This is a genomic window from Teredinibacter haidensis, assembly GCF_014211975.1.
Classification (GTDB): Bacteria; Pseudomonadota; Gammaproteobacteria; order Pseudomonadales; family Cellvibrionaceae; genus Teredinibacter; species Teredinibacter haidensis.
In genome coordinates this window covers 2,633,598-2,659,795 of sequence record NZ_CP060084.1, presented here as the reverse complement: position 1 = coordinate 2,659,795, position 26,198 = coordinate 2,633,598, and the positions used below count along the sequence as shown (strand labels likewise).

Below are 26,198 nucleotides of genomic sequence, written 5' to 3'. Positions count from 1 at the left end.
CTGTAAGCTACAGTCTACGTTTGTCATAGCAAAAGCCCGCCCTAACGTCGCGGGCTTTTTTGTGCTTGGCGATTGTCGGGCAGGCAATTATTTACGCTCTCCAAGTTATTCAAAGGCGTAAAAAAGCCGCGCCCTTAAGGGAGCGGCTTCGGCTGCTAAAGGGTTAGTTCTTAGTTACAGCTAACCGATACACCAGTTGGTGCACTGCTACCGCCTTTCTCTCCGGTAAAGCCAAATTCAACGGTGCTGCCGGGGTTAACGGTAGAGTTCCAGCCAAGGCTTTCACCGGTGTAGGGGTTACTGCCACTGAGCGAAACGTTCCAGCTCTGGGTAACGGCTGAGCCATCGGCATATTGCCAATCAACCGTCCATCCATTAACTGCGCTGTTGCCATTGTTGGTGATTCGAATAGCACCCTGGAAGCCGTTGCCCCATTCGTTGCTAATAACGTGCTCGCAAGCTAAACCACCAGAATTGGTGGACGAAGAGCTTGAGCTACTAGACGAAGAGCTAGAGCTGCTGGATGAAGAACTAGAGCTGCTGGATGAAGAACTAGAGCTGCTGGATGATGAGCTGTACGAAGAGCTTGATGCCGTTCCTCCAAAAGTGACATCTGAACAGCTATGGAAGCGTTCATAGGTATAGTGGTTGCGCCCCCACTCTCCGTAAATAATATGTCGCCCGCTGCGGGATGGGATATTACAGGTGGTATGGAATAAATTACTGCCTTTTTCGGCTACCACATTAGGATTGCCACTTGGGTTCTTATCGTCATACTTCAGCAAACAGAACGGTTCGCTCTCGAAATCATTCCATGTGAGATTGCCACCTACCTGATAATTGAAGCCGGGTTTGGTAATGTAATAAACAAATTCTTCAGTATCATCCCAATGTGGTCCCCAGGAAATATTCCAGGTAATGGTTTGAGTACCGCTGTTAATAGAGGTCGTAGGCCAATCAAACTGGTGATCCCAGGGGGTCGCGCCGCCATTCCAGGTTTCGCTATCAAAACCACAGACATTGTTAGAGCTATTGCCCTGTCGGCCAGTATCGTGAGTTAGTACGCTCATAAACTGGTACATGCCGTTAGAGTCGGCGTTCGCGGCTTCAACACAGGCGGGCGTGGAGGCCTGGTCGGCTTTTTCTGTCATACCGCAGTGAGCGTTACGGGCGGGAGGATCGACGATCAAACCATGCCCAATAGCTTGGCTGGCGATAAACGTGGTGGCGAGTGCCGGTAATAAAAATTTTATACTTTTCATAAACATAGTGTGTTCCTTCTTAACCTATTCTAGTGATTATTTAATAGTGACTTTGCTTTTTCAGCAAAGCTCTGCATTCCATTTTTTATTTTGTATTTCCATTTTTTTTACAGGTAAAGAGGACGTTCCCTCCCATATACCTAGTAGCAGGTATTTACCTGATGCAATGCCGCATGTTGGCTGCTGGGGACTTGCGTAAGGTCTTTATCCATACTCTGGATAAGGCTTATGTGCCGCCAATTATCATTAAAAAATTTTATTTAATAGCGTTAGTTTCGTTTTGGTGCCGTTGAAAGATGCGACCCAAAACTTGTTGAAAAATAGCGGATGGGGTAGGGGTTTGCGAGGGAGTCTGGTGCCAAGTAGCAATTGTTTTTTAATATTGAAAGACAAGCTTTATTTCAATTTGATTGCGTATCTATATCTAATGATATTAAGCACACGGGTATTACGGGTTTGTCTGGCTCTCGGCCTTTTTAAAACAGCGCACTCGATCGGCTGTTTTGTGGGGGTGTCTATCGCGGCATTGTTCACGGGTAAGTACGGATTCACGTTTTGCGCCGTTATTCTGTGGTTTAGCTTCCGGGGGGTGTGATTTGCGGTGAGCTTCCGATTTTCGGGTCAGATCAAGGTGGCGTTGATAGGTAGCAGTCTTCCGTTTTTGGGCGGCGATTTCTTTATCGGAAAGCCCCTGTTTCGGAGCTTCCTCCAGATTAATGGCTTCCGCCTTGTTGCGATACTTTTCGGGAATGGTATCGCCATAGTGAACGCGCCCATCTTCGTCTACCCATTTCGAAGCCTGCTTCACCTCGTCGCCTTCGGCGAATAATGGCGGCGCCAGTACAGTAATGGCTACTAGTGCCAGTAGCCGAGCGTAACGAAGACTACTGGCCTTTAGCGTTGTTACTCTTGAGTGTAGAAAGCTTTTCATACTATCTGGTAGAGGCTTGTTTGTGTTTGTTAATTTTAGCGCGAAATTGGGTGCGAAGCGTTTAATTTGCGCCCTTTTTAATTTTTAATTCTTTTGAGTTCTCGCCCCAATAACGCAACTTGCCTTTTTGTTCTGTCAAGTATTGAAGTGTTAAACCCGCATTGCCATAACCTTGGAAGTAGCTAAGTTTTAACTGATGATCGCCTTCCGTTAGCCGGGCGCTGCAGTTTTGACGTGAGTAGGCGCGGTCTGATGCGAATGAGCACAATCGCTTACCATCGATCTCCAAGGCGAAGCCATCATCACTTCCCACAACAAAACGATAGGTTCCTGCTTTGCTGACGGTAAAGGATGATTGTATATCGGCGAAAAAGTCATTTGACCAGCCTAAAATTCCCAGTTTGGGGTGATAAAACCGGCTTTTCTCGTGAAGGTTTACTTCGTCAATCATAATATTCCGCACAGTTGATATTGAGCGAGTCTGATCGATAGTTGTGATATGTGTCCGGCTTTTTGACAGTATCAGTTCCATATTTTCATCCAAGGATGGGGGGGTAATATGGCTAATCACCAGAGAAAATAAGAGTACCAACAGAACAGAAAAGATGGAGTTTTGATTAATAGCGTTCATCGTACAAGCTCCAACTTCCAGAAGGTAAACCAATTGCGCAAATTAAATTCTGCTTCGGTTATGGGAAGGCTATAGGTGAATGGCGAGAAGATGTAGAAAACAAATGCGACTAAGCCGACAAACGCTGCGAGATTCGCCAGAGCGTGCCGATTGCCCTGAGCGAGAGGTTGATAGAATATGTATTGGTACACCAGCGATAAGTTAATGATGCCGAAAACCAGGGGTACCAAATAATGGTAGAGGTACATCACGCGCTCAATCTGTAGTATTGCAATCATGTAGCTTATGTAAAGAGAGGTAAATGCGGTGATCCAATAAAAAAGTTTGGGTTGAGCGACAGGGTTACGATAAATAAAGTGGCTGATCATTAGGCCTACCGAGAGAATAAGCCCTGCGACTACGGAAAACCAAACAACGGGGTTTGGTACAATATTATGGTACTGGACCTGTACAACACCATCTATGGTGTTTTTATTCCAGCGATAGTTAATGGTTTTATTGCCAATTGGCCAGCCAATCGCAGAGCTGCCATTTTCCCCAGCCTTGCATACATCCAGCCTGGGGACTCCATCGGCATACTTGGACATATTGATGTAGTTATCTCTAAGGCCGACAACAAATGCGGCCGGAGAAAATGTTTTTCCTTCCTTAATTAGCTGTTGATATTCTTTACTGGCGCTGTAGTTTTTACTTCCCATACTTGTGCCTAAGCCGATATGCACATAAAAAACCGCGAGGACAACCAGTACTAATGGTATAACGCCAGAAGGTACTGTAACGGCCAAGCGTTTGAGTAGAGCAGTAAAGTTCCAGCGTTTGATATTTTCCCATTGGTCAACGCCATACAGCATAACGAACAAAAGTAAGAGAACGGCAGCGTTCACTTTTACGGAGAAGGCAAGGCCAATAAAAATACCGAGTATTGCGTAATCTCGCAGCAAGATTTTTTTTGCTTTTTCTATGCTGCGGGCGAGCCAATAGATAGCCCCGAGAATAAAAAACATTTGAATGCCTTCGAGCATCGCCGAGCGGGAATGGATAACCATGGCGTTGTCGAGGATATATACGCACGAAAAGGCAGCCGCTAAATGAGTATTACGGGAAATACGCTTAACGACGCCATAAAAAAATAAAACGGAAAGAGCCATTAATAGTGTGGATGGAAGTCGGTAACCATAATAACTAAACCCCGATGGTACCTGCTCACCTTTAACATAGTCGGTGCGAGTAAACGAAGATTTGTCGAACTCGCCATTTAACCCCAGTATGGCTTCAGATCCTGCCATCAGCAGTTTACCCAGAGGGGGGTGAGGTTCCATATACATAACACCGTCAATATATTTCTGTGCGGAGGCTATGTGGTAGTTCTCGTCCCAAAAAAGGGCGTCTGGCTGCCCGTAATAAGGCAGATACACCAAGAGTGATAGAATTAGGACTAGTCCAATATAAATGGAGTTACAGTGCTTTTTTATGATTTTTAACATGGCTCGTTATTATTATTTAGTCGCAGGTTATAGTATTCCGGCTGGTCGGGACCGGGGATAGAAGAGTTTATTGTATCGGTTGGTTTTGTTCCAGTGCTTGATGGGCGTCGCAGTTGTGGGGAAATGCGTTTTTACTGGGGAGAGGTGTCCAGTCGTCTCTTGTCCAGCTGTTCGTATCGGTACTTGCTTGTTGCGGGGGATATGGTTTTAAAAGAGAGGTTGTGCTGGTTGGCGCCGCTCTCGCGCTCGTAGCATCTGCTCTTCCGGTGCGCGGCTCGTCCTTGGCATTCACAGCAACGCACGTCCTGTACATTGCTGCTCTCGGCCATCCGAGGCCTTCGCCGCATACGCACGTCCTGTACATTGCTGCTTTCGAGCATCCATGGCCTTCGCCGTATAAATACTTCCTGTACCTAAAAAGCCCCGGCGGTTGGGCCGGGGAAGACTCGCAGGCGTTGCGGGAAAATTGAGCAGGTTATGGGTTTGCGGCCACTTCGTTCTGGCTTGCGTTTGAGTACACTTCGATATGTACCTTGCGTTCCAATGCGTAGGCTTCCAGGTTGCCGTCATAGCTGTTGGAGAGGTCTGATCCGTGGGAAAAGTAATCAATTCTGTGTTTGTCTATCCCGCGCTCTTCCAGGGCACTAACCACATTTACAGCGCGCTCTTCAGAGAGTACGTTGTTGTATTCATCCGTACCGCGGGGGTCGGCATGTCCGTCGATGCGAACACGGAGTTGGGGGTTGTCGTTCATATAGTTCGCTAATGAATGAACGCGCTGGATATCCTGGTGGGACAGTTCATCTTCGCCAGTGGGGAATAGCACCATAAACTCCAGTTTGTTGGCGGCGCTCTTTTCCAGGCGGCTGATTTTACGTTCCTGCTCGAGAGCGTTGGATCGTAGTGTTGAGAGGGAGTTTTCAGCTTTGGTCAATGCTTGTTTGTTTTTCACCGCTTCCATCCCTTTTTCTCCTATAAAAACACCGGAAGCTGTTCCGACTATAAAACCAATCGGTCCGGCGGCGATGGTTCCTGCGATGGCTGCAGTTGTCGTAAACACCGCGCCAAACAGGCCGACTTTCGTCTCATCCGAAATTTTTGGGTCTTTTGCCATTGCAGATGAAGAAGCTAAAAATACGGTCAGGCTGATAGCGGTGATAAGATTTTTGCTGAGTTTGGTAGAGTTTTTCATTTGTGTTCTCCTAAATAGCGGAATGTCTATTTGCGTTAACGTTGGTTTGTGCTTTTGGAAGTGGGCTGCGCTTCCGGGTACAGGTTTATTAAACAGAGGCATCAGGGCAAAGAAGTGGGCTTTATCGGGCGGTGTGGGGATAAAAAGTGATGAAAAATGATAAACAGCCTTTGTATGGGCGCGGGTTTGCACTGGCGAATTATTCGCTATAGAGTTGCGCAGCTTTAATGACTTCGATAAGTGATAGCCTTGAGTTCTACAAATACACCCAAAGACGTTCCGAAAATGAAAGCCAAAGGTATGCTGCGTTCTAGTGCTGTGGTTAGTGCCATGACGATGCTGTCGCGTATTCTCGGGCTGGTGAGGGATGTGTTGTTCGCACGTTTTTTGGGGGCTGAAGCCTCGGCGGATGCGTTTTACGTTGCTTTTAAAATCCCCAACTTCCTGCGACGCCTGTTTGCGGAAGGCGCTTTTGCTCAGGCGTTTGTACCGGTTTTATCTGAATATCGTGAGCAGGGCAGTTATGCCGCTGTTCGTCACTTTATCGATCGTATTGCCGGTTGCCTGGGTTCAGTGCTAGTTCTGATCTCTGTACTGGTCGTTGTGGCGGCACCACTATTCACAGCTTTCTTTGGTATGGGGTTTCTATTCAATAACCCAGATAAGTTCCAGCTGACTACCGAGTTGTTGAGAATTACCTTTCCTTACCTGCTGCTCATATCTCTTACCGGTTTTGCCGGTTCCATACTCAATAGCTACGATCAGTTTGCGGTGCCGGCCTTTACGCCGGTGTTGTTGAACGTTGCTCTTATTTTTGCTGCCGCTGTAGTTTCTCCCATGCTGGAGCAGCCGGTTTTTGCGCTGGCCTGGGGGGTGATTGTTGCGGGAGTACTGCAGTTGATGTTTCAGTTGCCCTTCCTTGTGCGCCTGGGCTTGTTGCCCCACCCCAAGGTGGATTGGGGAGATGAATCTGTACGAAAAGTGCTTAAACTGATGGCTCCGGCCATGTTTGGTGTGTCGGTAGGGCAAATCAATCTGTTATTTGATACGGTGTTGGCGTCTTTCCTGCCTGATGGGAGTATTTCCTGGCTGTATTTTTCCGATCGCTTAACCGAATTGCCACTCGGTGTTTTTGGGGTGGGAATCGCTACGGTGGTATTGCCCAATCTCTCCCGACAGTTTGTCACTGGCACCGAAAAATTTAGCGCAACGCTCGATTGGGCGATGCGCATGATATTGCTTATTGGGCTGCCAGCGGCTTTCGCGCTAATGGTACTGGCGAAACCCATTCTCTTTGCGTTGTTTCAGTATGGGGAATATCTCTCCATCGACGTTGAGATGTCCAGCCATAGTCTGCGAGCTTATTCGTTAGGCTTGGTAGCTTTTATGTTGATTAAAGTGTTGGCCAGCGGGTTCTTCTCCCGCCAAGATACGCGCACACCGGTGCGTATTGGCATTATCGCCATGGTAGCGAACATGGTGATGAATGTGATGTTTGTGTTGCCCTTCCACTTTATTTGGCAAATAGGTCACGCGGGGTTGGCCTTGGCAACGTCTATTTCAGCATTTCTCAATGCCAGCCTTTTATATCGCGGTTTGCGAAGGGATGGCGTTTATCAGCCGGATAAGGAGTGGCTGCGTTTCGGGCTGCAGATGCTAGTTGCAAATATTGCAATGATTGCGGTATTGCTTGCCGGTCAGAGTGTTATAGGAGACCTTTCGCTGTTGAATGCTTTTGGTCGTATTAGTCGTGTACTAGCGCTTTGTTTCGCCGGGCTTGGGGTTTATATGCTGAGTCTTTGGGGGACAGGTATTCGTTTGCGCCATTTGCGTGTGGCTCAGTAGTTTGGTGCTTTAAAGTCGTGAGGCGCCAGGTGGGTTGTTGGGGTTGTGTCATGAGTATGATGCATACGGCACTTTAAGACAGAAACCTGCCAAAATCAGGGTTGGATGAGGAGCAGAGGGCGATACTTGTCGGTAATCTTTGAATCTGCCAAGAAGGGACGACGCCAGGTTCCAGAGTATAAGAAACCTGACTGTCCATACGTGTCGACCGTGTTGGTGGAGGTTGGCGTATTTGTCAAAACTTCGGCCTATCGTGCATCGCCTGCGCTCCCAAGCTGCGCTATAATCGCCGCTTTTCGCGATTTCCGGTACTCAAACAAGCTAAAACCCATGATGCAGCAGGAATTTATAAACGGCTTAAGTAGCCTTGCTGCGCGGCATTATGGTTGCGTGGCAACCATTGGCTCCTTCGATGGAGTACATCGTGGGCACAAGGCGCTATTGCAGCAGGTAACAGAAAAGGCTCGAGAGCTTGAGTTACCTTCTCTGGTGATGGTGTTTGAACCCCAGCCTTACGAATACTTTTCTCGCGAAGAAGCCCCTGCGCGCCTAATGCGTTTGCGGGAAAAGGTCTCCGCCCTATTTGAACAGGGGGTGGACCGTGTTGTTTGTCTCAAGTTTGACAGAGCGCTGAGAGGCTTGTCTGCACAGGCTTTTGTCGACCAGGTTCTCGTCTCGGCACTGGGCGTTAAGTACCTGGTGGTGGGGGATGACTTTCGCTTTGGTTGCGATCGCAAAGGTGACTACGCCTTTTTGCAGTGCTGCGGTGAGAAAAATGGTTTCGAGGTGTCTGATACTCACACTCAGCTGCAATCCGGAGATCGTATTAGCAGTACCCGTATTCGCAACTTGCTGAATGAAGACAAGCTAGAGAACGCAAATGAATTGCTTGGTCGGGAATATGCGGTTACCGGGCGAGTGATATACGGTAAGCAGCTGGGGCGCACGCTGGGGTTTCCCACCGCTAACCTGGGCTTGGGACATTACCGGTCACCGCTGCAAGGCGTTTATGCAGTGACGGTAGAAGGCGAGGATTTTAGCGGGAAAGTGCAGGGAGTGGCGAATGTCGGCGTTCGACCCACTATTTCCGGCGGTAAAAAGCCTCTGTTGGAAGTTCATATATTGGATGAGCGGCCGAATCTTTACAAAAAATGGATTAAGGTCGCGTTCAAACATAAACTGCGAGCCGAGATGCGCTTCAATGGCCTGCCGGAATTGCAGGAGCAAATAGAGCGGGATGTTACGGATGCCCGCAAGTGGTTTGCCGAAAACGGCCAATCGAGCAATAAGTAGAAATTATTTTAATTATCTAAACTGTAATTGAGACACTATGACCGATTATAAATCGACTTTGAACCTCCCCAAAACCAGCTTTGCGATGAAAGCTAACCTGGCTCAGCGGGAACCTCAAACCCTGAAACGTTGGCAGAAAGAAGATCTGTACCAGCAAATTCGCGATGCCAGAGCAGGGAGGGAGAAATTTATTTTGCACGATGGCCCTCCCTACGCCAACGGTGATATTCATATCGGTCATGCGGTCAATAAAATCCTCAAAGACATCATTATTAAAGAAAAGACCATTAGCGGCTTTGATGCACCCTATATTCCCGGTTGGGACTGTCACGGTTTGCCTATTGAGCACAATGTAGAGAAGAAAATCGGCAAGGCGGGCGTCAAAGTCGATCACGCCACCTTTCGTAAAAAATGTCGAGAATACGCTGCCAAACAGGTGGCCGGCCAGAAAACAGACTTTATTCGTCTGGGGGTTCTGGGCGAGTGGGACAATCCTTACCTCACCATGGATTTTAAAACCGAGGCGGACATTGTTCGATCCTTGGGGAAAATTATTGAAAATGGCCACCTAGTAAAGGGCTTTAAGCCAGTTTACTGGAGTGTTGTTGGTGGCTCTGCGCTGGCGGAAGCCGAGGTGGAGTACCAGGATAAAACCTCCTTTTCTATCGATGTGAAATACGCAGTTGTGGATGAGGCAGAACTGGTTTCTCGTGTGGGTGAGCTGAGCGGCAATGGCAAAGTGTCGGTTGTTATCTGGACGACCACGCCCTGGACTCTACCCTCCAGCCAGGCGGTGAGTGTCAATGCCGATCTCGATTACGTTGTGCTGCAGCTAGGCGACGAGCGCCTGTTGTTAGCTGAAGCGTTGGTCGAGTCTGTTTCCAAGCGTGTCGGTTTTGAAAATGCTGAAGTCGTTGCTTCCTGTAAAGGTTCCGTACTGGAAAACCTCCAGGTACGACATCCGTTCTATGATCATATACTTCCGGTTATTCTCGGTGATCATGTGACGACTGATGCGGGTACGGGCTGCGTACACACGGCTCCCGATCACGGAATGGAAGATTTTGTGGTGGGCACCAAATATGGCATTGAAACGCTGAATTACGTAGACGGACACGGTATCTACCGAGACGATGTTGAGATTTTTGCCGGTGACCACGTTTATAAAGTAGATGAAAAAGTTATCGCTCTGCTGGAAGAAAAAAACGCACTGCTGCACCAAGAAAAATTTGTCCACAGCTTCCCTCACTGCTGGCGAACCAAAACCCCACTGATATTTCGTGCAACGCCGCAGTGGTTTATCAGTATGAATCACAACGGTTTGCTCGACAGCGTTAAAAAAGCGGTGGATGGAGTGGAGTGGATTCCCGATTGGGGTGAAGCTCGTATTCGTTCTATGCTGGATTCGAGCCCGGATTGGTGTGTTTCCCGTCAGCGAACTTGGGGGGTTCCCATCACCCTGTTTGTCCATAAAGACACGCAAGAATTACACCCTAACACGCCTGAGTTAATTGAGACTGTTGCCCAGCGCATAGACGATAAGGGGATGGAAGCTTGGTTCGAAATCGATATCCGTGAGTTGCTTGGGGACGAGGCCGAAAACTATACCAAAGTAACCGATACCTTGGATGTGTGGTTCGATTCGGGTGTTACCCATTATTCAGTTATGCAGCGGCGCGAAGAGTTGGCGTATCCGGCGGATTTGTACCTAGAGGGTTCGGATCAGCATCGAGGCTGGTTTCAATCATCGCTTAAAACCGCAATGGCCATTAATAATGCGGCGCCATACAAGCAAGTGCTAACGCACGGTTTTGCGGTGGATGCCGAAGGCAAGAAAATGTCGAAATCCATCGGCAATACGGTATCACCGCAAAAGGTGATGAATGAGCTGGGGGGCGATGTCCTGCGCTTGTGGGTAGCGGCTACGGATTTCAGTGCCGATATGAGCGTCTCTGATGAAATTCTTAAGCGTACGGCCGATTCCTATCGCCGTATTCGTAATACGGTACGTTTCTTTCTGTCGAATCTAAATGGTTTTGACCCTGCCGAGCATAGTGTTGATTTCGATAGCATGGTCGCGCTGGATAGATGGGCGGTTGATCGTGCAGCAAAACTGCAGCAGGAAATTCGTGATTGTTATAACCGCTACCAATTCCACTTGATCTACCAGAAATTGCACAATTTCTGTGTTGTGGATATGGGTGGTTTTTATCTCGATATTATTAAGGACCGCGTGTACACCATGAAAGTAGACAGCGCGGCGCGGCGCTCTGCGCAAACGGCGCAATACCATATTGTGCAGGCCTTTGTACGTTGGATCGCACCAATTCTCTCCTTTACGGCCGACGAAGTTTGGCAGGCGTTGCCCGGCAAAAATGCCGGAACGGTTTTTACGTCTGAATGGTGGTCGTTGCCTGAGTTGAATGAAGATGAAAAATTGTCTAACCGATACTGGCAGACAGTTTCCAAAGTGAAAACTGCGGTTAATAAAGTGATTGAAACTAAGCGTGCTGAAGGTGCTATCGGTGGCTCGCTGGGTGCGGAAGTGACGCTCTATTGTAGTGATGAGCTGGCCGAGCACTTGTCAGCACTGGGCGACGAATTGCGTTTTGTCTTAATTTGTTCGAGCGTCACGATCGAAAATACGGGTGCAGGCGAGGGAGTGGAAACAGATGTGCCCGGTTTGACGGTGGCTGTTGCCAAGTCGGAACATGAGAAGTGCGCTCGCTGTTGGCATCATCTAGAAGACGTTGGCGGGAGTAGTGAGCACCCAGAAATTTGTGGACGTTGTATCGAAAACGTTGAAGGTGCCGGGGAGGCAAGAAATTTTGCTTAAGTTATTGAACCTGTCATGGAAGTGGTATCTGTTGGCGCTGGTAGTGATTGTGTTGGACCAAATATCCAAAGCTTGGGCCGGTACCCTTGTGGACTTTCATCAGATAGAAAGGGTGACCTCTTTTTTCTACTTTACCGTTCGACACAACTACGGCGCAGCCTTCAGCATGTTCCACGATGCTGGTGGTTGGCAGCGTTGGTTTTTAACCGTACTGGCCGGTGGTGTCAGTATCGTACTGATCATTTGGATCGCCCGTTTGAAAAAAACGAAATGGATGGAGTCCTGCGCACTGGCTCTGGTGTTAGGGGGTGCGTTGGGGAATTTGTACGACCGAGTGCTGCTTGGGTACGTTGTCGACTTTATTGTTATTCACTACCAGCATCATGAGTGGCCAGCGTTTAATATCGCGGATTCCTCTATCTGTATCGGAGCCGTGTTGCTCGTTTGGGATGCACTCTTTGCTAAAAAGGACTTAGAGGCTTCAGAAAATGACTGATCTTGTCGTTGGTGACGGTACTCAGGTAACGCTACACTTTTCACTGAAACTCGAAAGTGGGGATGTCGTTGACTCGAATTTTGACGGGGATCCGGCAACCTTTATTGTTGGGGATGGGAATTTATTGCCGGGTTTTGAACAGGCCATTTTTGGTATGAGTGCAGGTTCGCAAGCATCGCTTGCCATAAACCCTGAAAACGCTTTTGGTCAACCGAATCCCAATAATATTCAGCAAGTTCCCCGCAAAGCTTTTACCGAAGAGTTTGAGTTTTCCTCAGGTTTGGTGATAACTTTTGCTGATGCCAGCGGTGGCGAAGTTCCTGGAGTTATTGTCGATTTTACTCCTGAAAACGTTACGGTAGATTTTAACCACCCGCTGGCGGGCGAGGTCATCACGTTCGATGTTTCCATCCTTTCCGTTGTTCCCGCCGTTACCCACTAATCCAAAATTGAGCTTTCACTTCATGGAAATTAAACTAGCCAATCCTCGTGGTTTTTGTGCCGGTGTTGATCGCGCCATTGATATTGTTAATCGTGCACTCGATGTATTTGGAGCGCCCATTTATGTGCGCCATGAAGTTGTTCACAACAAATTTGTTGTTGAAAGCTTAAAAGAACGTGGTGCGGTTTTTGTCGATGAGCTGATTGATGTGCCGGACGATGTGATTGTGATTTTTAGCGCACACGGTGTGTCGCAAGCTGTAAAAAACGAAGCTGCGCAGCGTGGTTTACGCGTATTCGATGCGACTTGTCCGCTGGTGACCAAGGTGCATGTCGAGGTGGCAAAGTACAGCAGTGAAGGCCGCGAATGCGTTCTAATCGGTCACGAAGGTCACCCGGAGGTCGAGGGTACTATGGGGCAGTATGATAGCTCCAAAGGTGGCGCTATTTATCTTGTAGAAGATGAAGCAGATGCGCAGAAGCTTGAAGTCCATGACCCGTCCCGCTTGTGCTACGTAACGCAAACAACTTTATCGATGGATGATACCGCACGTGTTATCGATAGCCTTCGGGAAAGATTCCCTCAAATTGAGGGTCCTCGCAAAGACGATATCTGTTACGCGACTCAAAATCGCCAGGACGCGGTAAAACAGCTCGCATTGGAATGTGATCTAGTTCTTGTTGTGGGCTCGCCTAATAGCTCGAACTCAAATCGTCTTCGCGAGTTGGCTGAGCGCTGTGGGGCCGTCGCCCATTTGGTGGATGGGCCCGAAGACTTGAAGGGGGATTGGTTTACCGGCGTAAAAACTATAGGAATTACGGCGGGAGCTTCTGCACCGGAAGTATTGGTGAAAGATATACTCTCCGGATTGGAAAAGCTTGGGGCTTCGGCTCCTATCGAGTTGAGTGGTCGAAAAGAGAATATTAGCTTCTCCTTACCTCGTGAATTAAAAAAATAATGTGTGTTATTACCGAAAAATATCGAGTGCTTCTATGGTTTCTGTTAGTTCTTAATGGTTAATTTTTGGGTTTTCATGTTAGTTAAAAAGTATTGCTTGTTTTCGTGTTTGCATTTTTTGTCCGCCATCATTTCTTAACACGTTTAGTGTTTCATTAATCCCTTTCTTTATCAAAGTACCTAATTTATCACTTGCTTAGGTTTTCGATTGGCCTGGTCTTGAGCGCAATCGCGCTATTGGTCGCGCTTTATTGCCGATTATCTCTTTAATTGGTGTGACGTAATATAAGTTTGATATAAACAAAGGTTATGGGCGTAAGAAAAAATAGAATCGAAATGCTTGGCGGCTTTCGCCAAAGAGGACTTACGCTAATTGAGTTGATGGTTGGGGTTGCTGTACTTTCTATTCTTGTGAGTATGGCCGTTCCTAGTTTTAACTCTCTCATGCGAAAGCAGGAGTTTAAGTCGCAGCTTGGTTTAATCCGTTCAACGCTGGCGTTCGTTCGCACTGAGGCTATTACACGTAAAACAAATATTGCCATGTGTGGATCCAGCGACGGCGTCAGCTGTGTTGGCTCCAAAGATTGGAGTGGGGGCTGGATTGTGTTTGTCGATAGTGACGACGACGGTGAGTTTGATACCGGCGAGGATATTTTACGCACTGGGGGTGATGCCGGAGGGAAATCAAAAATTGACGTTGTTACAGCTTCTGCAAAGGCCATCCGCTACCAGGCATCTGGTGAAAGCGGGGACGGAGTATCTGCTCTCTGCCTATCGGCGGATAGCGCTCTTTCTGGATCTGTAAGCGACAATTCTAGAACGTTTCATATTTCGAAAGTCGGAAGCTTTCGTGTTGTTAGGGGCACCATCTGTCCATAGATGACAGGGATACATAATAGAGGGAACTATGTACGGACAATCAAATAAATCCATTAATACCCGCAATCTATATCGGCAGAGGGGCGCCGCAATGATGGAAGTCGTTGTTGCGCTCTTTGTGTTAGCCATTGGTTTGATGGGTACTCTTTCTATGCAGGTGAAAGGGGTAAACAGTAGTCAGAGGGCCCATTTTGTTACCGATGCAAACATATTGGCTGCTGATATGGCTGATAGGATTCTCGCCTATAACAGCGACGACATTACCTCGGACGATGATGACTACAGCGGTATCTATACGGACTCCAGCACCGCGACCAGTAGTAGTTGCTCTTCCGGTGGTTGCAATAGTGCGGCGCAAAAAAGTTTTGATGAATGGGAGTGGAGTGAGCAGATTAAATCCCGATTGCCCGGGGGGACGGGTGAGGTTTTTTATGTCGATGGGGCGTATACGATAGTCGTAAAGTGGAACCAGCCGGATACATTTTCGAATTCTACCTGTAGTTCCATTTCTGTATCTATGTCCGATACGGCAACAAACAAAGCCTGCTTCGCTTATCAGGTGAGGCTTTAATATGACGGTAATCAGTCACCGTATGCGACAGCAGAGATATAACCAGAGGGGGGTTAGTCTTGTCGAGGTTTTGGTTTCGATAACGGTAGGCTTGTTTATTCTCGCCGGTGTTGTGCAACTTTACGCCAGTTCTTCGGCTAACGCTGTTGTCGTCAGCGGATCAACAATAATCCAGGAAAATGCTCGTTATATTTTCTCGCGCCTGGCCGATGACATCTCTCAGGCAGGTTATGCTGGTTGCTTTAATTTGGCAGCGACTGACATTTACGGTTCCGTTAAAGTTGAAAGAATGAAAAATATTGTCGCTGACCATAAGACGGTGGGTGAATTATTTGATTTCTCCAGTTTTGTTGATGGTGCGAATGAGGTCGCGCTGAATGATCTTACATTTGATTCCGTTACGTTACGCTATGCCTCGGCACAGCAACGCTTACCCATAAAATCCGCGTCGGGCACTACATTGACCGTGGATGCCGCCGTTGGCTCGATATTTAAAAAAGGTGATATTGCATTGGTTAGTGATTGTTCTCGCTCAGCGGTATTTAGAGTGGCGAATGAACCTGAAAAGACTGGTGTTATCAGTTTCGCGAAGGATGATGGCAAAAGTACATTCAACGACTCAACGGATTTGGAGATGAAAATATACGGGTCCGACGATATTGGCAATTTAAAGGCAGGAATGAATCTCTCTTATCTTTTTGGTGGCAAGACAGGACCTGTGCAGTATCGTATCGATACTAGCGCCGCTGGTGGTGCCGTAGGCAAAACGTGTTCTGTCGCCACGCCTCAATATTGCGCCTTATTTAGAAAAGTGAAAACTTCGGGAAAAGGCGATGAGCTGGTAGAAGGGGTGGAGTCTTTTGAAGTTGAGTATGGCTGGCAGGATTATAGTGACAGCGATAAGCTCTACTTTGCTGACGCTTCCGGTGCGGCTGGAAAATGGGCGCTAATTGATCGGGTGAAAGTTACCGTAACGTTTAATTCCATCAATCGTGCGCCAACTAGTGAAGGTTCGAAGTTATTGTCCAGAACGTATTCTCGTCTATTTCTATTGAAGAACCAGTTTCCCGCAGATAACAATTTACGGAATTGATTTATCGGTAGTTTCACGGAAGGCTGCTGGGCGTAAGTATTGACGGCTGATTTGTCGATAAAGGAAGAGCGAATGGGAAGGTCATTTAAACGTAGTCATAGGGAGAAAGGAGCGACACTTATTGTTGCGCTTATTATCTTGTTGATAATGTCGTTAATCGGCATATCCAATATGCAATCTTCAACCATGCAAGAGCGTATGGCAGCCAATAACCGCCAAAAAACCGTTTCCCTGTTCGCAGCAGATTCCGCACTAAAAGCCGCTGAAAACTGGTTTTCCGACAACATTGAAAGAACCGAAGATTTATCAAAATTTGATGGGTCCAGTGGTTTGTATTCCTTGATAGCGTCCCCTGGTACTGTTGTGGCCAAGCCGCTAAGCAGTAGTATTCCCGATATCTCGGATCCCATAAGTTGGAGTAGTTACGGTGTGTCCAGTTATAAAGGCAAAGATATTGTTGATAGCACTATTGTAAGCAAGCAGCCTAAATATGTAATTGAGTATATTGGTCGGGACTGGGGTACCGCCAAAAATGTCGCTTCAGAAGTGAATTCTGATACGAAAGGTGAAGGGAAAACCAACGCTTATATGTTTAGAATTACGGCGATTGGCTGGGGAAAAGATGAGAATATCTACACCGTTTTGGAATCGGTTTTTCGAACGGGAAGTAATCAGTATTTCACCTATTAGGAAATAATAACAGGGGCAGACTTGCTGCCTGCAAGTGGATATGCGCATGAAAAAAAGAATAGTTAAATGTAGCCTTGGGGTAGTGTTGGGATTTGTCTCAGCATTTTTGAGTTTGGCAGTTGTGCAGGTTTCTGCAGGTCCTCTTTTACTGAGCCGAGACCCATTGTTTGTAGGCTCCAATATACAACCTAACGTTCTGTTCTTAATTGATGATTCCCGAAGTATGTATTTCCAGGTTTCGATGACGAAAGGAGCAAAGGCGTTGTCGGACTGGTTCAAAATTTATGGCCCCTATTATACCGGCTTTAACGAGTACGGCGGTAATGGCGATAGTATGGCTCAGGATTTTGAGATTGCTATAGTACCCGGAAATATTGAGCAGTATTTGGAATTGTGCCCAGGCTACAACGCCTTAGCCTATAACCCTAATGTTACGTACACTCCATGGGAAACAATGCCTAATGCCAGCTATCCTTTTGCAGCGAAAAACCCGGGTGATAGCGCTGCTGGCGATATGGATTTAAGTAGTGCGAAATATGTTGAGTGGAATGACTCCATTTATACGGGGACGATAGGAGATTACGATTTTGGTGAATGTGGTGTCTATTTCTCTGGTTATGGTTCGGGTTATACCTATGACTCGTCAAAATTAATTTCTGCTGAAAACACACAGAACTATGCCAACTGGTATACCTATCATCGCAGTCGGGATTTTTTGTTTAAGCGCGCATTATCGAATATTTTTAAAGGCCTACAAACCCGTGCGGGGCTGGCAACGATAAATGCTAATGCCGATTTGGGTTGGGGTGTCGAGATGGAAGATGTCGACAATTTGACATACCCTGCGGGCGTACAGAATGAGAATAAAGATAAGCTGATGACCGCGCTCTTTAAAATCAGTAGCTCGGATTCAACACGTTATACGCCACTGAGGCGCGCCTTGGAAAATGCTGGCCGATATTATCTGGCGGATTACACTAACTTTCCCGTACAAGAGGGTTTTGTTACGGGTGCAGGGCAACCGGCAGATCCAATTCTCTCTGCCGCTGCAGGAGGAAGTTGCCAGCAAAATCATACGATTCTTGCAACGGACGGTTATCGAGCCGAGTACGGTGCGAAAGGTAATAAACCCCGGGGGTTATTGAATGATGACGCCAAGATCCCGTGGTACGGCAATATGGACCAAAATAGCGTAAATGTATTTGATGGTGGGCTGTACGAAGATACGGTTTCGGATACTCTGGCAGACATTGCAATGTATTTTTACAAAACGGATCTTCGACCGTTAATGGATGCGAAAGTTAAGGTAAGAAACCCCGAAGGTGATCTAAATCCTGACGAGAATGAGCAGCAGCATATGGTGACGCATACGCTTTCATTCGGTGTTTATGGCAATCTAACGGCTCCTCCTCCCTGGAGTGATGTTGGTGAAGTGTGGCCCACCAGTATCTTTGACGACACTCCCGAAACCCTGGACGATCTAATTCACGCCGCTTTTAATGGTCGAGGTGAATACTTAAGTGCTTCCAATATAACCAGCCTGGAATCTTCATTAGATGCTGTAATGAAATCTATCGCTAATATGGCAGGAGGTACAGGCGCCGCTGTAGGCTTTAACTCCACAAGTATTTCAAGTGGTTCAATGTTGTATCAGGGGAAGTTTTCCAATTCTCCGTGGACCGGTGATCTTTTTGCTTACGATTTTACCAGCGGTAAGATAACGGAGGGGTCCGAAAAGTGGGAAGCTGGTAGAGCGTTAGATGCGCGAGTAAGTGCGCGTAAAATCGTTACCTACAATGGATATAAAGGGACTGCATTTAAGGCTCCTGGTGATTACATGAGCTTGGCCCCTTCCACGGGAGGACTTAATAGCTACCAGGTTAACGATCTTCTTAAAGGGGGAGTGGTAGATAGCGACAAGAAACAGGCGTATATAGAGGATATTGTAGAATACTTACGTGCAGAGGGGGATGGCTCCAACAAGTTTCCACTTGGCTCCTTCCCAGACTTTCGTGTTCGTACGACCTTGCTCGGCGACATTGTTCACTCAAGCCCACAGTACGTGGGTGTTCCCAGTGCGGACTATGCCGCCAATATAGAGAGTACGCCGTATAGTGTTTTCGTTGATGAGAATAAAGATCGAGAACCCATATTATATGTCGGCGCCAATGATGGCATGCTTCATGGGTTTCTGGCGTCTTCGGGCGAAGAGGTTTTCGCTTATATACCCCAAGCCGTTTTTTCGAGCAAGCCTAAAGAGGGGCTGCATTGGTTGGCAGATACTGATTATAGCCATATGCCCTATGTTGATAGTACGCCTAGTACAGCAGACGTATTTGTGGACGGAAGTTGGAAAACGTATTTAGCTGGTGGTTTAGGTGCGGGTGGTAAGGCGGTTTATGTACTGGATATAACCGATCCTGCGGCAATTCTCAGCGAAGACAGCCTCGCTTCCAAAGTGGTTGTTACGGAATTTGCAGATAAGTACCTAGGTTACACTTTTAGTCGCCCGCGAATAGGTAAGTTAAATGACGGGGAGTGGGTCGCTATTTTTGGAAATGGCTATAACAATGCGGCTGATGGGGAAGCTTATCTCTACGTGCTATACCTGGATGGTTCCGGGCCGGGGGGTGCGACACATAAAAAAATTGGACCGCTAGGTGGTGGAGCATTGGGTTCAGTTGCTGGAGGGGATTGTGCCGCTGCGGGCAGTGATTGTAATGGATTATCTTCACCCTCCCTTTTGGATCTGGATGGTAATTCGACTATTGATCGAGTGTATGCTGGCGATCTTCAGGGGAATATGTGGGCATTTGATTTTTTCTCGGGTGATATTAAAACGATCAGCCCCACCGTACCGGTTGTTGCTCATCAAAACTTGGGTAAAGATGTCCCTCTTTTTTCTGCTTGTCGGGGCAGTAAACCTGGAGCTGGCTATTGTAGCGATGGCGATCGTCAGCCCATCACTTCCAAGCCTGTCGTGGTTGCCCACCCGGCCAAAAGCGCAGCTGGTACGGACCCGAATCTGATTGTCATTTTTGGCACCGGTCGTTTTTTGTCTACTGCAGATTTGAGTGATACCAATACCCAGTCATTTTATGGCGTGTGGGATGCCGGGGAAATGAATGGTGAATTAAGGCCTGGCCATCTCACCGAGCAAGCGATAAGTGATGCTAGCAGTGGTGCTGGTAGGGAGCTGAGTACCAATAGCGTTGGCTATACGGTTGGCGGCCTGCTTAAAGTAGGCGCAAACTTTGGTTGGCATATTAATTTTCCTGTAAGAAAGGAAAGAGTTGTTATAGACCCTACTGTTGCAGGAACGCTCGCGACATTTGTGACAACTATACCTACGGAAGGGGATTGTGAAAGGCAGGGCGATGGCTATTTAATGGCTGTTGATCTACTTTCCGGTGGGCAGCCACTTTTCCATGTATTCCCCGATAACAAGCCGGACCTTAGCGGTGTAGCGGTTGGTGCTCTGCCGGGAGGTATGGTTCTGCTAGACGATAATATTATTATTTCTGACTCGGCAGCGAAGATTACTCAAGTAAAAGCTAACTACGACCATCCAAGACCCAACCGCCGATCAGCGTGGTCCATTGTTAAGTGAAAGCCACTCAGTTATTCGTCAGTTAAACGCTAATAGTGATAAGAGAGATTGTATTGAATCGCCATAGAACCAGAGGTTTTTCTTTAATCGAATTGCTAATAGTGCTGGCGATTGTTGCCATAGTTGCCGTTTTGGCCGTACCGGCTTATCAAGAGCAAATTGAAAGAGGTCGCCGTGCTGAGGGTAAAGCCTATCTTTTAGAGCTGGCATCAAGGCAAGAGCGTTTTTATACCCAGTATTCGTCCTATGCCAATAAAATTTTTGGCGCGAGTGGTTGTAGCGGTGCGGATTGTGGCTTGGGGATGGAAGACGGCTTGAGTTCAGATGGACACTACAAGGGGGCCCTTACGGCAATTCCCAGTAGTTGCTCTCCAACGGGCACGCTTTGCGTAAGCTATTCGCTGGAAGCAGCTGCTGTTGCCGCTCCTGCCACATGTAAGACCCTTACAATGGATCACGCCGGTAAGAAGGGAGTTAAAGGGGTAAGCGACGCAGCAAAAGTTGATTACTGTTGGCGGTAAAGGGTTCTAGCCACATCCGGTTTTCAGTTCAGCTTCAGACGCCAAACGTGTTCTGCCTGTGCGATACACAATAAGTTGTGCTCGGTATTCTTCGCTGTGTGTACTACAAAAATAAAATCGTCCATTTTGATAGCCGGTTGTGCCATTAGCGTCAAAGCTAAGGTAATTTAGGGCTGACCTCCAGTTTAGTTGTTGTTGGCTATTGCCTAGTGTGTGCCTTCTCAGTAGCATTTCAGATAGATCCCATTTGTGATTATTGTTGTCATCGACAAATACAATAATTGGATATTTCCAGTCTTTCGTGCAGGTTTCGTCGTTTTCACTCGAGCATATAACAATATGGGTGCTACGGTTCACTGCTTCCTGGCGGGAAAAATTAAGTAGGTGTAACAGCGAGTTTACAGCGGTCTCTTGCGCTTTTCTCCGCGATAGTTGGGTAAAAGAGGGTACTGCAATTGTGGTTAGAATTAAAAAAATGCTTAATGCGGTAAGTAAATCAACAAGTGTAAAGCCAATGTTGTGAGTAAGCGAAATAATAGATGTTTCTGTGCTTTTCATTTTTAACCTCCGTGTAATGTATATTGCGAACTTCCTTTTTTTCGCGCAGGGTAGCATCTAAAGTCATAGATGACTGTAGGAAAACGGCTACGGAGCGATTGAAATTTTGTTGCAGGTGTTAGTAAGCTGACACCCCATAGATGGATTAATCATCACTGTCATCAAGCCCCAGCTTTGCCAGGCGGTAGCGCAATGAGCGGAAGCTTATGCCCAGTTTTTTAGCTGCCAGGGTTTTATTCCATCGTGTCTGTTCAAGAGTTTCACAAATGATTTCGCGCTCCACTTCTGCCAGGTAGTCATCGATAGATGCGTGGTTTATGCTGGCATTAAAGTGCGAACTCTGTTTTCCGTTATCGCGAGGGGCCGGTGGACTTGCGCTGCGATTCAGTTGTAAATCAGATTCCTGTATTACGTCGTCATCACAGAGGGTAAAGGCGCGTTCCAGAATGTTTTCAAGCTCGCGAATGTTGCCTGGGTAGCTGTATTCGATCAGTTTTTTCTGTGCCGCACTGTCGATTCCCGGCTTTTCCAGCTCACAATTATGTGCAATGCGGGTAAGTAGTGCGCCTATAAGCTGGGGAATATCTTCCTTTCTGTCCCTGAGCGCCGGCACGTTTAACTGAATAACATTAAGCCGATAGAATAAGTCCTGGCGAAAATTGCCGTCGTTAACCAGTTGTTCCAGGTTTTTATGGGTTGCACACAGTATACGGACATTGGTTGCTATTTCGCTGGGCGCACCAATGGGTCTAACGGCCTTTTCTTGTATTGCTCTTAAGAGTTTTACCTGCATCTCCAGTGGCAGATCTGCAACTTCGTCCAGAAAGAGTGTTCCTCCTTCCGCAGCCTGAAATAAGCCTTGTTTGTCCTGGCTAGCGCCGGTAAAAGAGCCCTTTTTATGCCCGAAAAATTCACTTTCCATCAATTCTTTCGGTATGGCTCCACAGTTTACAGCGATAAATGGAGAGCTATTGCGTGGCCCGAGTTCGTGAATAGAGCGAGCAACCAGTTCCTTTCCGCTACCAGATTCCCCACTGATATAGATTGGGGCTTGTGAGCGGGCCAGTTTTTGGATAGCTTTTTTGAGTTTTTCGATCTGAGGGGAATCGCCAATAATTTTAATACTGCTTTCGCTGGTATTTGGAAGTTGGCCTGTGGTGATTGCGGTATCTACAAGTTTTCTTAAAGATGGTAAATCAATGGGTTTACTCACAAAGTCGAAAGCGCCAGCTTTCATGGCTTCGATAGCAGTGTCCATATTGCCGTGGGCGGTGATGACGGCGATAGGTAGAGAAGGAAAATGTTTTTGTACATGCCGGACTAAATCAATTCCATTGCCATCGGGTAGCTTCATATCGGTCAGGCAAATATTGTATTCACAGGTTTCCAGATACTGCTTCGCTTCAGCTATATTCGCAGCCGCATCGACATCAAGCGACATTCGGGACAGTGTGATTTCGAGCAACTCACGAATATCGGGTTCATCGTCAATGACAAGGGCGCGCATGCTGGGCATAATTAAATCATTCTCTGGTGGTGAGTACAGTCTATTCTGAAGCAGCTTTTATTTGCTTCTGTGCGTTTAAAATAAAGGCTCGCTTGGTTGATTTCACATAATTCTTTTGAAATATAAAGCCCTAAGCCGGAACCTTTTTCGTCAGTGGTATAAAAGGGGTCGAAAATCTGCTCAAGCATTTCGTTTTTGACGCCAGGTCCATCGTCGATTATTTCGATAAAAGCTGTGCCGTCATTGTCGCTGATTCCAGCATTAATTGCCACGCGCGGCTCGCCGGACTCGTGCTCACTGAAGCGGACGCCATTGTCGCAAAGGTTTGTTATTACCTGGGCTAGGTGTGTAGGGTCGAATTTGGCAGACAAGGAGGCCGTATTGATGGAAAAATTAACATCTACTTTATTGACGGCCTTATATTCGTTTATGAAATGGGGAAGCCATTCCGCAAGTTCAATAATTTTTGGCTTGGGTTCTTTTCTTCGTGAAATGGTCAAGGTGTTTTCGATAATTTGATTTACTCGTTCCGAGTGCTGCAAGATAATTTCGATTAAGCGGTTGTCTGCATTGTTTAAGTAGTCGGCTTCTGAGAGCAGTTGCGCTGCGTGAGAAATAGCGCCTAACGGGTTTCTCACCTCGTGGGCGATGCTGGCCGTGAGCCGCCCCAGCGATGCGAGCTTTAAATGCTGGGCTTGCTGGGCCAGGGATCGATAGTCTTCCATATACATAATGATGCGCTTGGCTTCCTGGGTTTCCAGTGTGGCAAAGCTTATTCGAACATCCTGTCCAACGCGTAGGCTGTGAATTCTTGGTGCAGACTTTCCTGGCGATGAGCGCCAGTCCTCAATGAGGCTGCCAAAGTCCGCCATTTCGTTTAGGCGAACACCTGTGTAGTCCGCTGGAGGTAAATCCAAAAGTTGCAGGGCGGACTGGTTTATCAGCTCAATCACTTGCTCTTCGTCCACGACTATAATCCCGGTTCGCATACGCGTCACGATATGTTGTGCCAGTTGTTGAAGGTGTTTGGCATATTCTGCCTGATAGGCCGCTTCGACATCGCTTTGGTGGATTTTACTGGTGAGATAATAAAAGCTGATAGCGGTTAGAAAAATGAGTATTCCTAGCGTGCCGGCAGTAAATAATTCGCTGGAGATTCCCTGGCTTCCACTGGGTAAATACAGCGCTTCCGCAATGGTGACCAGGCTTGTCAGGGCGGCATAGGCCAGTGCAAGTTGCCCGCGGATAAATATGCTGGCCATAGCGACGTTAACCAGCAATAGGTAGCTCAGGCTGCTGTTTAACCCGTCACTGGCATGCATCATCAGTAGCAGCGCTATTAAGTCCATCAGTAGCATAGCGCTTATGCGACGAATGGAGTGCGAAAGGTTTTCGATACTAAACGCCAGTATGGAGCCCAGACAAATGAGTGCGTAGCTAATGGATGTGTATTGGAACAACTCGGGATATACGTTTCCCAATAGCTCGTGTGAGGCGCTGAACGAGAAAGTGAGCCACAATAAACTGGCCAATATCAATCGGTAGTAGAGATAGACTCTTAACACTAAATGATTGTGAATTGAATGCACTTGTTGGACGTTTTGAGCTGTAGAGGTTACCAAGGAAAAATCCTTTGTTTTTAGCGATATGTTTGGATTCTGTTATCTGTTTAGCCGAGCTGGAATCTTTGCGCTTTACTGCCGATTAATGAACAATAGGCCCCCTTTTCCATCAGGCTAGTCGGAGTTACGAAAGTATATGTCAACCTTAAGAATTGCAATGGCCCAAATCAATCCTTTGGCCGGGGATATTAGCGGAAATCTGGCGGAAATATGTCGATACGTTGGGTTGGCCGAGGATAATTACGGGGCGGACGTGGTGGTATTTCCGGAACTTACCCTCACAGGGTATCCACCAGAGGACTTACTGCTGCGCCCCAGCTGCGACTTACGAGTAGCGCGTGCGCTACAGGAATTGTGCGCAAAACAATTCAGCAGTTATGTCGTGGTGGGTTACCCCAAACGGGTAGAGGGGGAGCTGTTTAATATGGCTGGTGTTATTCATCGGGGTAAACTGGTCTATGAATATGCCAAACAGTGCTTGCCGAACTATCAGGTGTTTGATGAAAAACGCTATTTTGCCGAAGGCCGTGAAAACGGCGTGTTTGAGTGTAAAGGCGTAAGTGTCGCTTTATCGATTTGTGAAGATATTTGGGATGGCGGCCCGGTTGCCCAGGCTAAGACCTGCGGGGCTGATCTATTGTTGAACCTCAATGCGTCCCCCTTTCACCAGCACAAACAGGCCGAGCGCGAGGCGTTGGTCTCGACTCGGGCGAAAGAAATTCACGCTCCCATTTTGTACGTTAATCAGGTGGGGGGGCAGGATGAGCTGGTGTTCGACGGTGGCTCCTTTGCGGCCGACAGCAGGGGCGAAATAAGTACTTTGGGAGGTTTTTTCCTGGAGCAGTTAGCTGTTGTGAGCTTTGATGGTAGCGATGGAAGCCTGTCGGCGGTTACAGAACTCGTTCAGAGGGAACAGGATCCGCTCGCCATTGTTTACCAGGCTCTGGTATTGGGGGTACGGGATTACGTCAATAAGAACCACTTTAAAGGTGTCGTGTTGGGATTGTCTGGAGGCATTGATTCGGCCCTTACCCTTGCCATAGCTGCCGACGCCTTGGGGCCGGAGCGCGTTCACGCCGTTATGATGCCCTTCCGTTACACGTCTGATATGAGTAAAAACGATGCGGAAGATGAAGCTATACGCTTGGGCGTTGGATACCGAAGCATCAGTATAGAACCCATGTACGATGCGTTTACCGCGCAATTAGAAGATGCCTTCACCAACACCAGCCGCGATACAACGGAAGAAAATATTCAAGCGCGAAGCCGGGGAGTATTGCTAATGGCGATCTCCAATAAGCTGGGTTATCTGGTTTTAACCACGGGTAATAAGAGTGAAATGGCTGTCGGCTATGCCACGCTATATGGGGATATGGCCGGGGGCTTGGATGTGCTTAAGGATGTTCCCAAAACACTGGTCTTTGAGTTGTCCCGTTATCGCAACACTATTGCAGAGGTAATACCTGAGAGCGTGATCACTCGCCCACCTTCTGCGGAATTGGCGCCGGATCAAAAAGATGAAGATTCGTTGCCTCCTTATGAAGTCTTGGATCAGATACTGGAAATGTATATCGAGCAGGATTTTAGTGCTCAGTCCATTATTGATGAAGGTTTTAACGAAGAAGAAGTAAAACGGGTGTTAAGAATGGTAGATATCAATGAGTATAAGCGCCGTCAGGCGCCAGTCGGTATTCGCATCAGTCGCCGCGCATTCGGGCGAGACAGGCGCTACCCGATAACGAACGGCTGGCAGATAGGAGACTAGTTATAATCTCCCT

The 26,198-nt window shown here is 47.4% G+C and carries 21 protein-coding genes; 13 read left to right on the top strand and 8 right to left on the bottom strand.

Features of this window, described 5'->3' with window-relative positions:
- Positions 1 to 170: 170 nt before the first annotated feature.
- The 5 genes from H5715_RS10420 to H5715_RS10400 form a co-directional block, all read right to left on the bottom strand.
- The gene (locus tag H5715_RS10420; protein ID WP_246434501.1) at positions 171 to 1,262 is read right to left on the bottom strand and encodes a lytic polysaccharide monooxygenase; all 1,092 of its coding nucleotides are present in this window, start codon (positions 1,260 to 1,262) and stop codon (positions 171 to 173) included.
- A gap of 448 nt (positions 1,263 to 1,710) precedes the next feature.
- On the bottom strand, positions 1,711 to 2,193 hold the full coding sequence (locus tag H5715_RS10415; RefSeq protein ID WP_075186703.1) for a DUF4124 domain-containing protein: 483 nt from the start codon (positions 2,191 to 2,193) through the stop codon (positions 1,711 to 1,713).
- 61 nt (positions 2,194 to 2,254) lie between these two features.
- A complete protein-coding gene (locus tag H5715_RS10410; RefSeq protein WP_075186702.1) occupies positions 2,255 to 2,824 on the bottom strand; it encodes a PA14 domain-containing protein in 570 nt (189 codons plus the stop codon).
- Entirely contained in the window at positions 2,821 to 4,308 is a 1,488-nt protein-coding gene (locus H5715_RS10405; protein ID WP_075186701.1) for a phospholipid carrier-dependent glycosyltransferase, read from the bottom strand. Before H5715_RS10405 ends, H5715_RS10410 begins: the two co-directional genes overlap by 4 nt.
- A 475-nt stretch (positions 4,309 to 4,783) precedes the next feature.
- On the bottom strand, positions 4,784 to 5,500 hold the full coding sequence (locus tag H5715_RS10400) for an OmpA family protein (protein ID WP_075186699.1): 717 nt from the start codon (positions 5,498 to 5,500) through the stop codon (positions 4,784 to 4,786).
- A gap of 285 nt (positions 5,501 to 5,785) precedes the next feature.
- On the opposite strand from H5715_RS10400, the gene murJ reads away from it, so the two are divergent.
- From murJ to H5715_RS10340, 12 genes are all read left to right on the top strand, one after another.
- Entirely contained in the window at positions 5,786 to 7,345 is a 1,560-nt protein-coding gene (gene murJ / locus H5715_RS10395) for a murein biosynthesis integral membrane protein MurJ (RefSeq protein WP_075186698.1), read from the top strand.
- Between the two features lie 330 nt (positions 7,346 to 7,675).
- On the top strand, positions 7,676 to 8,638 hold the full coding sequence (gene ribF, locus H5715_RS10390) for a bifunctional riboflavin kinase/FAD synthetase (RefSeq protein WP_075186745.1): 963 nt from the start codon (positions 7,676 to 7,678) through the stop codon (positions 8,636 to 8,638).
- 37 nt (positions 8,639 to 8,675) lie between these two features.
- A complete protein-coding gene (gene ileS, locus H5715_RS10385; RefSeq protein ID WP_075186697.1) occupies positions 8,676 to 11,474 on the top strand; it encodes an isoleucine--tRNA ligase in 2,799 nt (932 codons plus the stop codon).
- A complete protein-coding gene (gene lspA / locus H5715_RS10380; RefSeq protein WP_139309843.1) occupies positions 11,464 to 11,970 on the top strand; it encodes a signal peptidase II in 507 nt (168 codons plus the stop codon). Before ileS ends, lspA begins: the two co-directional genes overlap by 11 nt.
- Positions 11,963 to 12,412 carry an FKBP-type peptidyl-prolyl cis-trans isomerase gene (locus tag H5715_RS10375; protein WP_075186695.1) on the top strand — a complete coding sequence of 150 codons (450 nt, stop codon included), beginning with the start codon at positions 11,963 to 11,965 and terminating at the stop codon, positions 12,410 to 12,412. Before lspA ends, H5715_RS10375 begins: the two co-directional genes overlap by 8 nt.
- A gap of 22 nt (positions 12,413 to 12,434) precedes the next feature.
- Entirely contained in the window at positions 12,435 to 13,370 is a 936-nt protein-coding gene (ispH, locus tag H5715_RS10370; protein ID WP_075186694.1) for a 4-hydroxy-3-methylbut-2-enyl diphosphate reductase, read from the top strand.
- Positions 13,371 to 13,678: 308 nt separating this feature from the next.
- Positions 13,679 to 14,248: a GspH/FimT family pseudopilin gene (locus tag H5715_RS10365; protein ID WP_083608124.1), complete on the top strand. Its 570-nt coding sequence runs from the start codon at positions 13,679 to 13,681 to the stop codon at positions 14,246 to 14,248.
- A 28-nt stretch (positions 14,249 to 14,276) separates the two neighbouring features.
- The gene (gene pilV / locus H5715_RS10360) at positions 14,277 to 14,819 is read left to right on the top strand and encodes a type IV pilus modification protein PilV (protein WP_075186692.1); all 543 of its coding nucleotides are present in this window, start codon (positions 14,277 to 14,279) and stop codon (positions 14,817 to 14,819) included.
- A gap of 1 nt (position 14,820) precedes the next feature.
- Positions 14,821 to 15,912 carry a PilW family protein gene (locus H5715_RS10355; protein ID WP_083608123.1) on the top strand — a complete coding sequence of 364 codons (1,092 nt, stop codon included), beginning with the start codon at positions 14,821 to 14,823 and terminating at the stop codon, positions 15,910 to 15,912.
- Positions 15,913 to 15,984: 72 nt separating this feature from the next.
- Positions 15,985 to 16,602, top strand: coding sequence for a pilus assembly PilX family protein (locus H5715_RS10350; protein WP_075186691.1), 618 nt, complete (start codon positions 15,985 to 15,987; stop codon positions 16,600 to 16,602).
- 46 nt (positions 16,603 to 16,648) lie between these two features.
- A complete protein-coding gene (locus H5715_RS10345) occupies positions 16,649 to 20,212 on the top strand; it encodes a pilus assembly protein (protein WP_075186690.1) in 3,564 nt (1,187 codons plus the stop codon).
- Between the two features lie 53 nt (positions 20,213 to 20,265).
- Entirely contained in the window at positions 20,266 to 20,733 is a 468-nt protein-coding gene (locus H5715_RS10340) for a type IV pilin protein (protein WP_075186689.1), read from the top strand.
- Positions 20,734 to 20,739: 6 nt separating this feature from the next.
- On the opposite strand, the gene H5715_RS10335 is transcribed toward H5715_RS10340, so the two are convergent.
- From H5715_RS10335 to H5715_RS10325, 3 genes are all read right to left on the bottom strand, one after another.
- A complete protein-coding gene (locus H5715_RS10335) occupies positions 20,740 to 21,291 on the bottom strand; it encodes a GspH/FimT family pseudopilin (protein WP_075186688.1) in 552 nt (183 codons plus the stop codon).
- Between the two features lie 145 nt (positions 21,292 to 21,436).
- Positions 21,437 to 22,807: a sigma-54-dependent transcriptional regulator gene (locus H5715_RS10330; RefSeq protein WP_075186687.1), complete on the bottom strand. Its 1,371-nt coding sequence runs from the start codon at positions 22,805 to 22,807 to the stop codon at positions 21,437 to 21,439.
- A gap of 2 nt (positions 22,808 to 22,809) precedes the next feature.
- Positions 22,810 to 24,420 (bottom strand): sensor histidine kinase, encoded by a 1,611-nt coding sequence (locus H5715_RS10325; protein WP_075186686.1) that lies wholly within the window; start codon positions 24,418 to 24,420, stop codon positions 22,810 to 22,812.
- A 136-nt stretch (positions 24,421 to 24,556) separates the two neighbouring features.
- Here H5715_RS10325 and H5715_RS10320 point away from each other — a divergent pair, with 136 nt between their 5' ends.
- Entirely contained in the window at positions 24,557 to 26,185 is a 1,629-nt protein-coding gene (locus H5715_RS10320) for an NAD+ synthase (protein ID WP_075186685.1), read from the top strand.
- Positions 26,186 to 26,198: the final 13 nt, after the last annotated feature.

What these genes read in the sequence shown, in the direction of transcription:
- H5715_RS10420 (WP_246434501.1), bottom strand. Translation starts at nt 1,262, where the DNA reads ATGAAAAGTATAAAATTTTTATTACCGGCACTCGCCACCACGTTTATC.
- H5715_RS10415 (WP_075186703.1), bottom strand. Translation starts at nt 2,193, where the DNA reads ATGAAAAGCTTTCTACACTCAAGAGTAACAACGCTAAAGGCCAGTAGT.
- H5715_RS10410 (WP_075186702.1), bottom strand. Translation starts at nt 2,824, where the DNA reads ATGAACGCTATTAATCAAAACTCCATCTTTTCTGTTCTGTTGGTACTC.
- H5715_RS10405 (WP_075186701.1), bottom strand. Translation starts at nt 4,308, where the DNA reads ATGTTAAAAATCATAAAAAAGCACTGTAACTCCATTTATATTGGACTA.
- H5715_RS10400 (WP_075186699.1), bottom strand. Translation starts at nt 5,500, where the DNA reads ATGAAAAACTCTACCAAACTCAGCAAAAATCTTATCACCGCTATCAGC.
- murJ (WP_075186698.1), top strand. Translation starts at nt 5,786, where the DNA reads ATGAAAGCCAAAGGTATGCTGCGTTCTAGTGCTGTGGTTAGTGCCATG.
- ribF (WP_075186745.1), top strand. Translation starts at nt 7,676, where the DNA reads ATGATGCAGCAGGAATTTATAAACGGCTTAAGTAGCCTTGCTGCGCGG.
- ileS (WP_075186697.1), top strand. Translation starts at nt 8,676, where the DNA reads ATGACCGATTATAAATCGACTTTGAACCTCCCCAAAACCAGCTTTGCG.
- H5715_RS10375 (WP_075186695.1), top strand. Translation starts at nt 11,963, where the DNA reads ATGACTGATCTTGTCGTTGGTGACGGTACTCAGGTAACGCTACACTTT.
- ispH (WP_075186694.1), top strand. Translation starts at nt 12,435, where the DNA reads ATGGAAATTAAACTAGCCAATCCTCGTGGTTTTTGTGCCGGTGTTGAT.
- H5715_RS10365 (WP_083608124.1), top strand. Translation starts at nt 13,679, where the DNA reads ATGGGCGTAAGAAAAAATAGAATCGAAATGCTTGGCGGCTTTCGCCAA.
- pilV (WP_075186692.1), top strand. Translation starts at nt 14,277, where the DNA reads ATGTACGGACAATCAAATAAATCCATTAATACCCGCAATCTATATCGG.
- H5715_RS10355 (WP_083608123.1), top strand. Translation starts at nt 14,821, where the DNA reads ATGACGGTAATCAGTCACCGTATGCGACAGCAGAGATATAACCAGAGG.
- H5715_RS10350 (WP_075186691.1), top strand. Translation starts at nt 15,985, where the DNA reads ATGGGAAGGTCATTTAAACGTAGTCATAGGGAGAAAGGAGCGACACTT.
- H5715_RS10345 (WP_075186690.1), top strand. Translation starts at nt 16,649, where the DNA reads ATGAAAAAAAGAATAGTTAAATGTAGCCTTGGGGTAGTGTTGGGATTT.
- H5715_RS10335 (WP_075186688.1), bottom strand. Translation starts at nt 21,291, where the DNA reads ATGAAAAGCACAGAAACATCTATTATTTCGCTTACTCACAACATTGGC.
- H5715_RS10330 (WP_075186687.1), bottom strand. Translation starts at nt 22,807, where the DNA reads ATGCCCAGCATGCGCGCCCTTGTCATTGACGATGAACCCGATATTCGT.
- H5715_RS10320 (WP_075186685.1), top strand. Translation starts at nt 24,557, where the DNA reads ATGTCAACCTTAAGAATTGCAATGGCCCAAATCAATCCTTTGGCCGGG.